Genomic DNA, 14,593 nt, shown 5'->3' on the forward strand with positions numbered 1-14,593 from the left:
GTGAGGCGGCGACGCTCAGGGTCAGCCCTCCATCCTGAGAAGCACGGTGACGGCCATGGCGGCGAACACCGCCGGCGCCGTCCAGGCGGCCAACACAGGCGCCAGGGCGCCGCCTTCGCCCAGGGCAGTCAGCAAACCATCCAGCACGAGGAAGGTCAGGCCAGCGGCCAGGGCGGCGGCCGACAGCACGGCCCCCTGCGTCGTGCGGAAGTTGGCCAGCGCCACAGGCGCCGCCAGCAGCAGCATGACCAGAACCGCCACCGGCTCGGCCAGGGTGCGATGGACCCGCACGGCGTAGTAGCTCTCCGGCCGCTCGGAGCCGACGCCGCCCAGGGCGCGGCGGGCGGTGGCGCCGCTGGGCGCCTGATCGCTGAACAGCAGGGCGCGGACATCGGCGGGCCGCAGCCGGGTGGGCCAGATCAGCGCCTCGGCCGAGGACGCCATGGCTTCCCCCTCGGTGAAGCGTACGAGGCTCGGCTGGTCGAGGCGCCATCCCTCAGCGCCATAGTTGGCCGAGGGCGCGGCGATGCGTTCGATGACCTGGCCGTCGGCATCGCGCCGATAGATGCGCACCTCGTCCAGACGGTCGCCCTGCTCGTCGCTCGCCCGCGCCACGACCAGCTCGTCGCCGGATCGGAAGGCGCGAAGCTCGGGATCGGACCTGTCGGCTTCGGCGGCCGTGGCGCGCCACCAGTTGGCCAGAGTGAGGTCGGTACGCGGCGCCACGACTTCCAGCGCCATCAGGTCGATCACCAGAACGCCGATGGCCGCCAGGGCCGACACCCCCAGCAATCGGTACACCGAGACGCCGGAAGCCCGCATGGCCGTCACGGCCTGTTCCCGGGCCAGTTGTCCAAAGGCGAAGAGGGCTCCGGCCAGCACGGCGAGGGGCGCGGCCTGCTCCAGCATGCGGGGCAGGCGCAGCACAGCGTGATAGGCGACGCCCCCCACGCCCAGCCCGCGCTCAAGGATCTCCGGCGTGGACTCCAGCAATTCCAGCACCTGCAGGATCCCCAGCAGGATGGCGGCGGCGGCCAGAATGCGCGTGCCGACGATCGACAGGATGTAGCTGTAGAGTTTCACGCGGCCTGGACCCGCGCATCCCGAGCGGCCATCGCCCGGGCGATCCGGTCGCCGGCCGTCCCGATCAGCCGGCTGATGGGGGTCTCCCCAGGGCGATCCCGACTGCCCATGAACATCCAGACGCCAAACCCGGTGAAGAGGGCGAAGGGCGTCCAGATTCCGAAGAAGGCCGAGACGACCCCGCTCTCGGCCAGGGATTGGCCAAGCTGAAGGGCGTGCTGGAACGCCAGCAGCAAGATGCCCGCAAAGACCAGGCCGGGCGTGCGCCGCCCCCGCTTGGTCGCCAGGCCGAGGGGAAAGGCGATCAAAGGCAGAAAGGGCAGGAAGGCGGCCCGCGCCAAACGTCCGTAGAGCTCGGACAAGAGGGTGCTGCGGGGCAGGACGCTATCGCCGGACGCGGCCAGGCTCGACAGCTCGCCCAGGGTCAGTTCGCGCTCGTCGCCGCCTCGGGCGCGAAGCAGTTCGGTGGCGCCGGCCAAGGGCGCTGTGGTGTTGAAGCTGTCGAAGTCCAGGATGTCATAGACGCCGTCCGCGCCCTCCAGGATACGTCGGCCATTCTGGAGGTTGAGGGTCACATTCAGCCGGTCCTGGGACACCTGCAGGTCGGCCGTGGTCGCGGTGATCACCTCCTCGCGGCCGGTCGGCGTCAGCCGGCGTATGAACAGACCCTCCAGCCGCTGGCCCTGGGGATCGGCCCGGTCGGCGGTCATGATCAGGCGGTCGTCGGTGACAAAGGCGCCGGCCTGCAGTTCGCCGTTCCAGCCGGCGTTGGCCGCCGCGTGCATCACCGCGCGGTAGGCGTAGCGGCTGTAGGGCTGCATGTAGCCGAACACGATAAGGCTGACCAAGGTAAGCGCCAGGCCAAGGCAGATGAAAGGGGTCGCCAGACGGGGGAGGGAGACGCCGCTGGCCAGCAGGGCGTCGATCTCCGAGCCGTCGCTGAGGCGCGTGATGACGATGAACAGGGCGACGAAGAAGGCCACGGGCAGGGCCAGGCCGAAATAATGCGGCACCAGCTGACCGGTCAGCTGGACCACGAAGCCGAAGCGGTCGCTGCTCTGGGCCAGCAGGTCTAGCAGACGAAGGGCCCGCTCCAGCAGAAGTGCGATCAGGGTCACCGCCAGGCAGCCCAGCATGGGGCTGGCCGTCAGCCTGAGAACGTAGCGATCCAGCAGCGGCAGGCCGAACGTGAAGGTGGGCCTGGGCGTCAGGGCCGTGGTCACGCCGCGCGCCACTCGCGGCGCCACTTCTCGGCGAGCGCGCGCAGGGCTTCAGGGCTCAGCGCCACGGCCGCCCCCAGATCTGGCTGGCCCGGCCATCCGGCGTCGGTGAAGGTCTCCCCGCCATGCTCGCGCGCGCCCTCGTAGCGGGGAATCACGTGAAAATGGACGTCAGGATCGACCATCATAAGCATCAGGTAGTTGATCTTGGTGTAATTCACCGCGCTGCGCAGCAAGCGCTCGATGCCGCCGACCGCGACTTGCAGATCTTCGAAAGCCTCACGGCTGAGATCTGAAAATGCTTGGGCTGGCTCCTTGCACACCAGGACAAGAGACCCAAATGTGGGTTGCTTGGGGCGCACAAGAACCAGCCAATGGTCCGTTTCACCCACAAGCGAGTGGGGAAAACCGAAGTTCACCGCGGTCGCATTGCTCATGATGCACCCTGCTGATCGGGCGCCATCCGCCGTCGGCGCAAACATAGGGGGTCGTCACAGCCCATGAAAGTCCGAACCGCCCTTGCAGGCCTTACCTTCGCCATGACGCTTGGCGTCGCTGCGCCGAGCCTGGCCGAGACCTGCGTCGGGCCACAAAGCCCGCACAAGGTTTCGGTCGTCGTCACCGGCGTGACCCCTGTTCGAGGCCAGGTGGCGGTCACCCTGTATCCTGACAATGCGCGCCGGTTTCTGGCCCCGAGGGGCAAGCTGCTGCGCGCGCGGGTCGAGGCGACGCCCCGGGTGACGGAGGTCTGTTTCTGGGTGCCGGAACCTGCCCACTACGCCATCGCCGTCTATCACGACGTAAACAGCGACCAGGACTTCAACCGTACGGTCGTCGGCATGCCCGCCGAGGGGTTCGGGTTTTCCAACAACGCCCCGACGCGCGTCGGCCTGCCCTCATTCGAGAGCGTGCGGTTTCGCGCCGGGCCAGGAAACACTCAGGTCCCCATCTCCATGCGCTATCAGCGCTAGCGGGCGGCCAGACGATAGCGTCCCAGCGCCTCAAACGCCCCGGTCGAGGTCGAGAGGCCGCGGGCTGTGATCCAGACCTGGCGGTCATCGGCCGCCGAACCGATCTCGATCTCATGCCAGCGGGCCGGCGGATGACCGCCACCGGGCGCGGCCGAGGCCGAGGGCACGCCAAGGACCGGCACGGGGCCCATAGGGCCGGGCAGGGCGCCGAGCACCGCCTCGTGGGCATGGCCGTGCAGCACAAGTTCGGCGCCGTGGGTGGCCAGGATCGTCCGCAGGGCTTCGCCATCCTCCAGCGCCTTGCGGGCCGAAACCACACCGGGGACTGGCGGATGATGCAGCATCACCACCCGATAGAGCCCGAGCGCGGCCAGGTCCGGCAGGACCTCTACCAACCGCGACAGTTGGGTTCGCCCCAGGCGGCCGGTGGCCAGCCACGGCGCGGTGGGCACGGCGCTGCAGAGATTGATGATCGCCACATGCTCGCGGACCCGGACATGAGGGAAGGCCAGCGTTTCGTCATCGGCCAACCAGGGACCCCATGGCGCAAATCGATGCGCCTCGTCGGGGCCGACCAGGGCGTCATGATTGCCGGGGCTGACCGTCACACGACCGAGGGGCGCCAGGGCGCTCAGCCAGGCCTGGGCTGCGGTGACTTCCTGAGCGGTGGAGAAGTTGGTGAGATCGCCGGTGATGGCGATGTGGTCGGGCCCCCGGGCGCCTATATCGGCCACCAGGGCGTCGAGAACCGCCTTGTCGTGCTGGCCGCCCTTTCGCCGCCAGGCGATGGCGCTGAGCGCCCGCTTGGAGACGAGGTCACTCAGACCCAGCGAGCCCTCGGGAGGCGGCAGGTGAGGGTCGGAGATATGGGCCAGTCGAAAAGGCGGCACGGGGCGAAGGTTTCTAGTCAGGGTGGGGCGAAGCTCGCTATCACGTCCTTACAGGCGCAAGGCGGTTGGTGGAATTGACGAATACGGACGAACAGACCCGGCCTGCGGCGCGGGTGATCGGTGAGGGCGAGGCCCGCATCTGGGGCATGACGGCGGCCGAACGGCTGCATCGCACCTTCCGGCGCCTTGGCCTGGAGGAAGGCGCGGCGACCACCGGTGGGTTGGTGGCGGCGGACGCCAGCTATGTGTTCGACGAATCGCTGATCAAGGCCCTGGCCCAGCATCCTGGCGTCGTCCTGGTCGATGAGGACGGCGCGCCCGCCGCGATCCACGCCCTGGGCGCCGCCGCCCGGCGACTGGCCGCGGGCGAGGCGATCGCCGCGGTGGCGGGTGAATGTCGCCCCATGAGCGCCCACGAGTTGGGCTCGGCCTACAACAGCGAACTGCGCAAGCGCGAGCCGCCCATTCTGCGTCGCCTGACGGCCGGCGACGTGCGCGCCGTCGAGCGGCGTCTGTTCCAGGGCTCGTACAAGGGCGTCACCGATCTGGTGACCAAATATGTCTGGCCCGCCCCCGCCCGGGTGGTCACCCGGTGGTGCGCCCTGGCCAGGATCACGCCCAACCAGGTGACCTTCGCCAGCTTCCTGCTCGTGCTGCTGGCGTTTGGCCTGTTCTGGACCGGGCATTTCGGCTGGGGCCTGGCCGCGGCCTGGGGCATGACCTTCCTCGATACGGTGGACGGCAAGCTCGCCCGGGTGACGCTCACCTCGTCCAAATGGGGCAATGTCTTCGACCATGGCATCGACCTGGTGCACCCGCCCTTCTGGTGGTGGGCCTGGCTGGTCGGCGTTCAGGCGCGCGAGCATCCCGTCGGCGCGCCGACCCTGATCCTGAGCGTGATCTTCGTCGGCTATATCATCCAGCGTTTGTTGGAGGGGGCCTTCCTCGCCGCCTTCAAGGTGGAGATGCACGCCTGGCGGCCCTTCGACAGCTTCTTCCGGCTGATCACCGCGCGGCGAAATCCGAACCTGCTGCTCCTGACGCCTGCAGCCCTGTTGGGCCGACCCGATATCGGTCTGGTCCTGGTGGCCGTGTGGACGGCCCTGTCCCTGGCTGTCCACGTGGCGCAGATGGTCCAGGGCCTGCTGGCGCCCAGAGGCCGGGTCACATCGTGGCTCTCGAATTGACGAAGATCGGCGTGATCCGCAATCGACGGAGCCATGCCAACCGCGACCAGGTACCGACGCCTCCGGAGGGAGTCCTCTGGGGCGAGCCGGAAACGCCAGAGGCCCTGGCCGACGACCTGCGACGGTTCGCCGAGGCGAATGTGGCGTTGGTGGTGGTCGATGGCGGCGATGGCACCGTGCGTGAAGTCTTGAGCGCCTTGCCCGGCGCCTTTGGGGCCGACGCGCCCATCCTGGCCGTCCTGCCGTCGGGAAAGACCAATGTCCTGGCGCTGGACCTGGGCGTCCAGCCCCGCTGGACCCTGGACGCCGCCCTGGCGCAGGTCACCCGCGGGCCACTGATCCTGAAGACCCGACGTCCGCTGGCCCTGCGCTGGAGCGCCGGGTCTCAGCCGCCGGTGCAGGGCTTCATCTTCGGCCTGGGCGCCTTCGTTCGCGCCACTCAGATGTCGCATGCCGTTCATCGGATGGGGGCGTTCCATAGCCTGGCCGTCGCCCTGACCGTCGTCGGCGCGGCCTTCGGCGCCCTGTTTGGCCGCGACAGCGACGGATGGCGCCAGGGCGTGAGCGCTCGTCTCGCCATCGATGGGGAGGAAGCGACGACCGCCGCGCGCTTCGTGGTGCTCGCCACCGCCCTCAAGCGCCTTCCCCTTGGCCTTCGCCCGTTCGGACCGCCGCAGGAGGGCCTCAAGGTCCTGGAGGTCTCCGCCCCGCCCAAACGCCTGGCCCTGGCCCTGCCGGCGGTGCTGCTGGGCGGCGCCGAGGCCTGGCTTCGGCGCCACGGCTATCGCCGCGCCCTGGCCGAGGGGCTGATCATCTCCAGCCCGGAGTCTGTGGTCATCGATGGCGACGTCTTTCCCGGCGGCGAGATCACAATCAGCCTGGCCCCGCCGTTGCGATTCCTGGTTCCGTGATGGACGCTCTGCTGACCCTGGTGGCCGAAGACCTGGCGCGGCCCGCCCCGCCACCCGGGCGATCCATGGCCCAGGCGCTGGCCACGCGCTTCGAGGGCGCAGCGGCCATCCTCTTCTATGGATCGGTTCTGCGTACAGGCGACCTGGACGGCGTCATGGACTTTTACGTCCTGACCCACGGCCCGCGTCCGGGCTGGCGCGGCCTGGCGGGCCGGGTTCTCTGGCCCGATGTCAGCTATCACGAGCTGGAGATCGAGGGACGGGTGCTGCGGGCCAAGGTGGCGACCATGACCCTGGCCCAGTTCCAGTCCGCGGTCACAGGCCGGCGGATCGATACGACCATCTGGACCCGCTTCGTCCAGCCTGCGGCTCTGGTCTGGTCGTCAGGGGCCGAGACGCCCCGCCATATCGCGGAGGCGGTAGCCACAGCCGCCTGCGCCGCCACGCGGTTCGCCGCCGCCCTGGGCCCCCTGGAAGGCGGGCCGCTGGACTTCTGGCGGGCCTTGTTCCAGCAGACCTATGCGGCCGAGTTCCGGGTCGAGGCCCGGGGTCGCGAGAATGACATTCTGGGCGTCGATCCGGGTCGCTACGAGCGGCTGCTGCAGGCCGCCTGGCGCGCCCAGGGCCTGAGGTTCGAGGCGGGGGCTCAAGGCGCCGTGCGCCCTGTGCTGGCCGCGGATGAACGGGGGCGCATCCTGGCGGCCTGGCGGCGTCGGCGCGCGCTCGGCAAGCCCCTGAACCTGGCCCGCCTCGCCAAGGCGGCCTTCACCTTCGAAGGCGCGGCCCGCTACGCCGCCTGGAAGATCGAGCGACACACCGGCCTGCGAGTGCCCTTGACGCCCTGGCGTGAAAAGCACCCGATCCTGGCCTCGCCCGGCGTGTTCTGGCGGTTGTGGAAGGCCCGTCGCGCCCAGACCGCCAGCGGCGGCTGAGCGAGCCTGCCCACCCGCCCATCAGCCGAGGGCGCGCTTGGGCTCGCTCTCGAGCACGCCGAGTTCCCGGGCCACCCTGCCCATCACCGCGATCACCTGGTCCAGCTGTTCGATGCTGTGGGCGGCGCTGACGCTGGAGCGGAGCAGGGGACGATTGTCCGGCGTGGCCGGCGGCAGGGCGAGGTTGAGATAGACGCCGTTCTGCAGCAGCAGGTTCCACATGGCTGCGGCCACCGCCTGGTCGGGCATGGTCACCGCCACGATGGGGCTGCAGGTCGGCCCCGTGGCCAGCCCGAGCGCAGTGAGCCCGTCATAGAGATGCTGGGCGTTGGCGTGCAGCTTGTGACGCAACTCCGGCGCTTCCTGCACCCGGCGCAGCGCCCCGAGCGTCGAGGCGATCACCGCCGGCGGCAGCGAGGCGGTGAACATGTAGGGACGGCAGACGATGCGCATGACGTCGAAGTCGGCCATGTCGGACACGCAGAAGCCGCCGACCGAGCCCAGGCTCTTGGAGAAGGTGCCGACGATCACATCCACATCGGCCTCGACCCCAGCCTCTTCGGCCAGGCCACGGCCGGTGGCGCCCAGGACCCCCATGGAATGGGCCTCGTCCACCAGCAGATAGGCGCCCATCTCGCGCTTCACCGCGGCGATCTCCCGCAGGGGCGCGACGTCGCCGACCATGGAATAGATGCCCTCGACGACGATGAGCTTCTCGCCGGGCGTGTCCTTGAGGCGCCGCAGGCGCTTGTAGAGGTCCTCGGGATCATTGTGGCGGAATCGCGTGACCTCCGCGTGGCCGAGGCGCGAGCCGTCATAGATGCTGGCGTGGCTGTCGGCGTCCAGGAGCAGGTGGTCGCCGCGACCCACCAGGGTCGACAGCACGCCGAGATTGGCCTGATAGCCGGTCGTGAAAACCATGGCGTGCTGGCGGCCGTAAAACGCCTCCAGGGCGCGCTCCAGCTCCACATGGCCCTCATAACTGCCATTGGCGATGCGCGATCCCGTGGTGCCGGTCCCGCGCTCGCGCACCGCACGGACGGAGTCCTCGACGCAGGCTTCGTCGAAGGTCAGCCCCAGATAGTTGTTGGTGCCGAGCAGTATGGTGGGACGGCCCTCGACGACCCCTTCGGTGGGGGAGATCACGGCGTCGAACCGGACCCCGAACGGATCGGCCGCAGTATCGCGAAGCGCCTTGTAGGCGTCTCTCGACGCCGCGTGCCTATCGAGCAGAGCCATGCTCAAACCTTGTTCCGGATGTTGTCGATAAGCGCGGCGAGATCGCCCACGGTCTGGACTTCGCTCAGGCGGTCGATGGGGATGGAGATGTCGAAGCGATCTTCCAGCTCCATCACGATGTTCATGAGGGCCAGCGAGTCTACGGCGAGGTCGCGCGATATGTCCGAGGCGGCGGTCACGAGGACGTCGCGCTCCAACACCGCCCCAGCCGCCTTCGCCACCTCAAGCACGGTGGGATCTGTCACCAGTTGCATAAAGACCGACTCGCCCCCCTAGAACGATCGTCCGTTAACGCCGCATCATTGGCGCAATATGACGCTGGCGTCAGCATCAGATCGCTGGCCGAACTGGGGGGTTGTGAAACCGGACGCCAGCCGCCTCGTACGCCAGAATGGTATGTAGGAAACCCTCTGCGAGATTGAAGCGGGAGGGCGGAAGACCCTCGGCCCGCTCCGCCTGCGCCACCGACCAATCGGGGTGGGCGATCTCCCGCAGCTTGCCAAAGGTCAGCATGGGCGGCGAGCCGCCACTCTGCACGACGCCCAAGGCGGCGACCAGTTTCAAAGCGACGCTCGGGATGCGCTGGACCCTGGGCCGCCGGCCAAAGGCTTCGGCGGCGGTCTGCAGGACCTCGCGCCAGCCGTAACCCTCAGGGCGGCCATCGGAGAGGGTGACGGTCTGGCCCCCCGCTGCGCCCGTCAGGGCGGCGATCTGTCGCGCGGCGTCCTCGACATGCATCATGGCCATCCGCGCCTTGGGATCGAGCACCGGCAGCACCGGGCTGGCCGCGGCGAGCTGGAAGAGGGGCAGGGTCTCGGGATCGCCAGGCCCGTAGAGGGCGGGCGGGCGCACGATGGTCAGGCGGTCACCCAGGACGTCCTGAGCCGCAATCTCACCGGCCCGTTTGCTGGCGGCGTAGTCCGACAGGCCCGGCTCCCGGGCGGCCAGGCTGGAGATCAGCAGCATGGCGCCCTGCGCCCGCTCCGCCACCCGGCGTGCGCCATCGGCGTTGACGGCGAAGAAGGCCGACCGGCTCCGGGCCTTGATCAGGCCCGCGGCGTGAACGATCAGGTCAGCGCCCGAGCAGGCGATGTCCAGGGCGCGTTCATCGCCGAGTTCGCCGGGGACAACCTCAACCTCCAGATCGCGCCAGAGGGGATGGATGACGTCGCGGCGCGCCAGGACCCGTATCCGCCAACCGTCCGCCACGAGCGCAGGGACGAGATGACGGCCGAGAAACCCCGTCGCGCCGGTGACCGTGACCAGGCCGCGTGACACCCTAGGCGAGCTCGGTTTCGGCGAGACCGGCGAGATAGTTCGCCTTGGCCCGGGAACGGCTGAGTTTTCCCGATGAGGTCTGCGGCAGGGCGTGCCCGCCCACCAGGGTCACCTGGGCTTCCACCCCGTGGCGCTGGCGAAGCAGGTCTGTAATCTCCAGGGCCAGTCTGTAGCGCGCCTCAGCGTCGCTGCTGCGGCTCTGAACCAAGACCACGACCGTCTCTTCGCCGTCTGCGGGGACGGAAAAGGCCGCAACATCGCCGCTGCGGAGCCCGGCGATCTCGGCCTCGGCCGTCCACTCCAGATCCTGCGGCCAGATGTTGCGGCCATTGAGGATGATCAGGTCCTTGCTGCGCCCGGTCAGGACGATCTCGCCGTCGGACAGATAGCCGATGTCGCCGGTGTCGAGCCAACCGTCGGCCGTCAAGGCGCGGCTGGTGGCGGCGCTGTCCTGGAAATAGCCGCTCATCAGGCTGGGGCCGCGGGCGAAAACCCGGCCCGTCCGGCGCTCTGGCAAGGGCTCGCCCTGCTCGCCCAGGACCTGCAGCTCATGCCCCGGCAAGGGGGGGCCGCAGCGGGCGAACTCCCGGGCGCGCGTCGAAGGCGCGCCGCAAACCGCAACCCCATCTCGCTCCAGGCGGTCGACATCCAGGTGTTCGGCGACCAGGCCGCGGCCCAGGGGCGCCATGGTCAGGGCCAGGGTGGCTTCAGCCATGCCGTAGCTCGCCACATAGGCCTTGGGGCTGAAGCCCGTCGCCGAGAAGCGCTCGGCGAAGTCCCGCAGGGGCTTGGTGCGGATCATGTCGCCCCCCAGGCCGGCGATCCGCCAGCGCGACAGGTCATAGGCCTCTAGGCTGGCGTTCTCCGCCCGGCGCGCACAGAGCTCGTAGCCGAAGGTGGGGCTATAGGAGATGGTCGCGCCGTTCCGGCCCATGAGGTCCAGCCAGAGCAGCGGGCGACGGACAAAGGCGCCGGTGGGCATGAGATCGGCTGACATCTGGGCGGTCAGCGGGCTGAGCAGGAAGCCGACGAGACCCATGTCGTGATAGAGCGGCAGCCAGGAAAACGCCCGATCCTGGGCCTGGACCTGAAGCCCGTCCCGGGTGATCGCCAGGGCGTTGGCCATCAGCGCGCGATGGGTGACCAGGACGCCGGTGGGGAAGCGCGTGCTGCCGGACGAAAACTGAAGATAGCAGGGGCTGTCCGGCGTGATCTCCGGCAGGACCTGATGGCTGGCCTGCGGCAGTTCGGCGAGCGCGCCGGCGAACCTCAGGGGCCGCACTGTGGCGATGTCGTTCACCCAGGCCGCCATGGCCTGCGGCCCCAACAGGGCGTCCGCGTCGGCGGCGTCCAGCATCCGGGCCATCTGCTCGATATAGTTGGCCCGCCCGCCGAGCGGCGCAGGCAGGGGCAGGGGGGCTGGAACCAGGCCTGCATACTGGCAGGCGAAGAAGGCGCGGGCGAAGTCGCCGTCGGTCTCGGCGATCAGGCCCACCCGGTCGCCGGGCCTCAGGCCAGTGGCGAGCAGGCGCGCCGCCAGCGCCCGCGCTGCGGCCTGAAGATCACGATAGGTCAGGGCCTCGACGAGCTCACCGCGAAGCCCGTGGAAGTTGAGGCCGGTCTCGCCCTGTGCGGCGTAGTCCAAGGCTTCAATCAAGCTGACAAAATCGGCGCGGCGGAGGGCGCGTCCAGGCGAAGTCGGGGTGATCATCGCCCTGGCTTTGACCCGGTTCCGCGGGGTCGGCAAGAAATTCTTATGGAAATTTTATGTCAGGACGACGACTGCCTGTGATCTGCCACAGACGCACCAGCATCCCTGCCGCCATGGCCAGGGTCGCCGCCACCAGGGCGGCCCCGGCGCCCGGCAGACCATAGGTCCCGATCACGAACGGCAGGGCCGCCAGAAAGGCCATGGCCGCGGTCAAGCGCACCCACACCACAACGCCCGGTCTCCCCATGGACACCAGCATGGGCTCAAGGGGCAGGGCCCACACGCCGATCACCGCGGCGGCCAGTTGCCAGATCATGGTGGACTGGGCCGCAGCGAAGTCCTCATCCAGGACGACGGCCAGCAGGGTGTCCCCGGCGACGACGGCGACGAACAGCAGGAGGCTCGCCGTCGCGCCGCCGACCAGTCCCACACGAAGGGCCAGCTGGCCCATGGCGCCGCGTCGGCCCGAGGCGTGGAGCTTGGCGAGTTCGGGATAGAGCGCCGGAATCAACAGGCGGGCCGGCTTGGCCAAGGCGTCGGCGATCTGCCGGGCGACTCGCCACAGGCCAGCGTCGGCTGCGCCGGCCAGGGCCCCGACAGCGAGGGTGGCCACATGGGTGAAGGCGACGTCGACGCTGCTCGAGGCGTTGGTGGCCCAGGCGAACCGCCAGGCCTTGGGCATGCCGGCGGCGAGGGGGCCTGCCCAAGAAAAGCCCCTCCACAGGTCGCGCCGACGCATCTCCAGGGCCGCCGCCGCCGTCACATAGGCGAAGGCCGCCACCGAGCCCAGGCCCCACACCACCAGGAAGAAGACCAGCGGCGCGTCCATGGCCATGCCCAGGGCGCCGCCGGCCAGACGGACCGCTGAACTGATCGCGCCCTGGGCCGCCAGCAGGCCAAAGCGATCAAACAGCCGCAACAGCCCCACCTGGGCGGTGGGCGCCAGGACAGCGACACTGAGGGCATAGACGGCGGCTTCTTCCCGGGCGGCCTCGGGCAGGCCGAGGCTCGGGCCGAGCAGCCAGGCGCCCGCCGCGCCGACGCAGACCCCGAAGGCGACGCTGATCAGGTCGAGGACGAGGCCGAAGCGCACCACCCGTTGAAAGACCTCGCGGCGGCCCTCCGCCAGCGGGGCGGCGCCGAAATGCAGGATGGACTGCCAGGCCTGGAACTTGGCCACGTCGCTGACGAACTGGGCGAAGGTGTTGATCAGCACCAGGACGCCGAAGGCGCCGATCCCCAGGGACCGGGCCGCCAGGGCCATATAGCCCAGGCTCAGGACCGCGTTCATCGCCCGGCCGCCCAGCAGCACGCCGGTATTGGCCAGGACCCGGCGCAGGACGCCATCCTGGGGCGCCTCGGCGCTCACGCCGCGCCTTGCCCGGCGCCCAGCAGGCGCGCAATGGCCTCGGCGGCGCGCTCCGAGGATGGCCTGGTCTGGATATCGAAGCTGGCGGCGAAGCCGGCCTGCTGGGCCGCCAGATACGCCGCGTGACCGGCCATGGCCGCATCAAGCTGGTCGAGCAGACCCTCGGGGCTGTCGAGCACCGGGCCATAGGTCCAGTGCAGATAGCTCTCGTCGCCCCGCCAGTCGACGGCGTGAGCGTTGAGAAACACCGCCGGCCGCGGCTGGCGCAGGAACTCATAGATCTGGCTCGAGACGTCCCCCAGATAGAGGTCGGCGCAGCGGGTGTAGGTCATGTCGATGGCGGCCGGCCCGCCCAGGTCGATATGGATGCGCGGATGATCGGCGAAGGGCGCGAGCGCCTCGCGGTCGGCGGCCGGCGCCTCGTCGAACAGGCGGATGTGGGGGGCGAAGATCAGGTTGTAGCGATCATTGGCCGCGAACTGCTGCAGCACCCGCAGCCCCCACCGTGGCCAGGAGCTCAGGCGCGGGTCGAAGTGGGGGTTGTAGACCACCACCGGCCGGTCATCGGCGAAAGGGCTGGACGGTTGCGGCGTCAGGGCCTCGACGATGTCGAACTTGGGATAGCCGACCATGGCGCAGTTTTCGGGCCGCACGAGGCCGCTCTCCACCATGCGGTCGCGCTGTTTGGGCCCCGCCGCCATCACCAGATCGAACTGGCGCAGGCGCGGCTCGAAGGGGCCACCCCGGTCGCCGGCGCCGTGCTGGGTGTAGACGAGCTTCGGCCCGGTCACGCCCAGTCGCCGGACCAGAGCCGTCGTCCGCTCAGGCGTCACCACCGCGCCATAGCCGGCGAGACGGCCGAGGTTGGCGACCAGCATGGCGGCCTTGGGCGGCGCCGAGGCCCCGTTCAGCCGCACCGCCCGCAGCCAGGCCGGGCCGAGAAGCACGGTCCTGACCGGCGCGCCGCCCAGTCTGGCGAGCACCGCGTCGATATAGTCGAGCTGGTCCTGGGAGGTGGCCGCCAGATGCACCTCGAACTGCGGCCAGCCCTTGGCCAGGGCCACGGCGATGGGCAGGCTGTGCAGGATCTGGTGGGTCTGGGCGATATAGAGGAAGCAGACCTGGGTGGGCGGTGCGCGGCGGGCCATCGCCTAGGCCAGTGGCCGAGTCCGGCGGACCTGGCAATGGCGCCGGTTCACCGCGGCGCCTCGAGGCGCCCGCGGACCCCGCCCTTGAGGATGATGCGCTCGCCATCCTCGTCGGCGGTGAAGGACTCGGCCTCCACCTGCCGCGGCCCGGCCTGGGCCCGCAGGCCCTTCTGGCCGCTGATGGCGCCGGTCCGGGTGTCGATCACGACCTCCTGGGCCGACAGCTGGGCCTGACCGCCGGTGTCGATCTTCACCTCGCCGACCAGCCGCAGGGTGTGGGCCGCCTCGTCATAGGTCCCGGACAGGGCGGTCATCCTCTGGGTTCGCGCGCCGTCCTGCAGGGTGAGCACGGGCGTCGCGATCTGGATCTGGGCCAGGTCGGCCTCGTTGCGCACGCCGCTTTCGCCGGTGATGGCGAAACGACGGCCGTCCGGCGCGCGGCCAGAAAACCGTGGGCTCAGCATCTTGGCGGCCTCGGCCCCGTCCGTCTCCGGCGCCGAGCTGGAAAACCCGCCGACCACCACTTGCAGCAGGCAGATCAGCAACAGGGCGATGGCGGCGATGGGCAGGATGCGGCGCAGGCGTCGGACCTGCACCAGGCGGTGGGCCCGGCGGTCGGCGTCGGTCATCGCGTGTGTGGCGCCCATCGCCATG

The 14,593-nt window shown here is 69.7% G+C and carries 15 protein-coding genes; 4 read left to right on the forward strand and 11 right to left on the reverse strand.

Annotated features, from left to right (window positions below; translation table 11 throughout):
* Positions 1–21 precede the first annotated feature (21 nt).
* From Q8L83_RS13895 to Q8L83_RS13905, 3 genes are read right to left on the reverse strand one after another with little or no spacing between them, the layout of a single operon-like run.
* The gene (locus Q8L83_RS13895; RefSeq protein WP_305287898.1) at positions 22–1,083 is read right to left on the reverse strand and encodes an LptF/LptG family permease; all 1,062 of its coding nucleotides are present in this window, start codon (positions 1,081–1,083) and stop codon (positions 22–24) included.
* Positions 1,080–2,306, reverse strand: coding sequence for an LptF/LptG family permease (locus tag Q8L83_RS13900; protein WP_305287899.1), 1,227 nt, complete (start codon positions 2,304–2,306; stop codon positions 1,080–1,082). Before Q8L83_RS13900 ends, Q8L83_RS13895 begins: the two co-directional genes overlap by 4 nt.
* The gene (locus tag Q8L83_RS13905; RefSeq protein WP_305287901.1) at positions 2,303–2,740 is read right to left on the reverse strand and encodes an HIT family protein; all 438 of its coding nucleotides are present in this window, start codon (positions 2,738–2,740) and stop codon (positions 2,303–2,305) included. The genes Q8L83_RS13900 and Q8L83_RS13905 overlap by 4 nt, the downstream gene beginning before the upstream one ends.
* A 63-nt stretch (positions 2,741–2,803) precedes the next feature.
* Between Q8L83_RS13905 and Q8L83_RS13910 the strand changes: the two genes are divergently transcribed.
* Positions 2,804–3,274 (forward strand): DUF2141 domain-containing protein, encoded by a 471-nt coding sequence (locus Q8L83_RS13910; RefSeq protein WP_305287903.1) that lies wholly within the window; start codon positions 2,804–2,806, stop codon positions 3,272–3,274.
* On the opposite strand, the gene Q8L83_RS13915 is transcribed toward Q8L83_RS13910, so the two are convergent.
* Positions 3,271–4,164, reverse strand: coding sequence for a metallophosphoesterase (locus tag Q8L83_RS13915; RefSeq protein ID WP_305287905.1), 894 nt, complete (start codon positions 4,162–4,164; stop codon positions 3,271–3,273). The genes Q8L83_RS13910 and Q8L83_RS13915 overlap by 4 nt on opposite strands.
* A 74-nt stretch (positions 4,165–4,238) precedes the next feature.
* On the opposite strand from Q8L83_RS13915, the gene Q8L83_RS13920 reads away from it, so the two are divergent.
* Genes Q8L83_RS13920 through Q8L83_RS13930 form a run of 3 tightly spaced genes read left to right on the forward strand, consistent with a single transcriptional unit; the run spans position 4,239 to position 7,194 of the window.
* Entirely contained in the window at positions 4,239–5,351 is a 1,113-nt protein-coding gene (locus Q8L83_RS13920; protein WP_305288101.1) for a CDP-alcohol phosphatidyltransferase family protein, read from the forward strand.
* Positions 5,336–6,262 (forward strand): diacylglycerol kinase family protein, encoded by a 927-nt coding sequence (locus tag Q8L83_RS13925; protein ID WP_305287907.1) that lies wholly within the window; start codon positions 5,336–5,338, stop codon positions 6,260–6,262. The genes Q8L83_RS13920 and Q8L83_RS13925 overlap by 16 nt, the downstream gene beginning before the upstream one ends.
* Positions 6,262–7,194, forward strand: a complete 933-nt coding sequence (locus Q8L83_RS13930) for a hypothetical protein (RefSeq protein WP_305287909.1) — start codon at positions 6,262–6,264, stop codon at positions 7,192–7,194. Before Q8L83_RS13925 ends, Q8L83_RS13930 begins: the two co-directional genes overlap by 1 nt.
* Before the next feature lie 21 nt (positions 7,195–7,215).
* On the opposite strand, the gene Q8L83_RS13935 is transcribed toward Q8L83_RS13930, so the two are convergent.
* The 7 genes from Q8L83_RS13935 to lptC form a co-directional block, all read right to left on the reverse strand.
* Positions 7,216–8,433, reverse strand: coding sequence for a pyridoxal phosphate-dependent aminotransferase family protein (locus Q8L83_RS13935; protein WP_305287910.1), 1,218 nt, complete (start codon positions 8,431–8,433; stop codon positions 7,216–7,218).
* 2 nt (positions 8,434–8,435) lie between these two features.
* Entirely contained in the window at positions 8,436–8,687 is a 252-nt protein-coding gene (locus Q8L83_RS13940) for an acyl carrier protein (RefSeq protein WP_305287912.1), read from the reverse strand.
* A gap of 76 nt (positions 8,688–8,763) precedes the next feature.
* Positions 8,764–9,711, reverse strand: a complete 948-nt coding sequence (locus Q8L83_RS13945; RefSeq protein WP_305287914.1) for an NAD(P)-dependent oxidoreductase — start codon at positions 9,709–9,711, stop codon at positions 8,764–8,766.
* 1 nt (position 9,712) lies between these two features.
* Positions 9,713–11,422, reverse strand: coding sequence for a fatty acyl-AMP ligase (locus tag Q8L83_RS13950; RefSeq protein WP_305287916.1), 1,710 nt, complete (start codon positions 11,420–11,422; stop codon positions 9,713–9,715).
* Between the two features lie 43 nt (positions 11,423–11,465).
* The gene (locus Q8L83_RS13955) at positions 11,466–12,791 is read right to left on the reverse strand and encodes a lipopolysaccharide biosynthesis protein (protein ID WP_305287918.1); all 1,326 of its coding nucleotides are present in this window, start codon (positions 12,789–12,791) and stop codon (positions 11,466–11,468) included.
* Positions 12,788–13,939, reverse strand: a complete 1,152-nt coding sequence (locus Q8L83_RS13960; RefSeq protein WP_305287919.1) for a glycerophosphotransferase — start codon at positions 13,937–13,939, stop codon at positions 12,788–12,790. The genes Q8L83_RS13955 and Q8L83_RS13960 overlap by 4 nt, the downstream gene beginning before the upstream one ends.
* A gap of 47 nt (positions 13,940–13,986) precedes the next feature.
* The gene (gene lptC / locus Q8L83_RS13965; protein ID WP_305287921.1) at positions 13,987–14,592 is read right to left on the reverse strand and encodes an LPS export ABC transporter periplasmic protein LptC; all 606 of its coding nucleotides are present in this window, start codon (positions 14,590–14,592) and stop codon (positions 13,987–13,989) included.
* Between the last annotated feature and the right edge of the window lies 1 nt (position 14,593).

This window comes from Phenylobacterium sp., assembly GCF_030680185.1.
GTDB lineage: Bacteria > Pseudomonadota > Alphaproteobacteria > Caulobacterales > Caulobacteraceae > Phenylobacterium.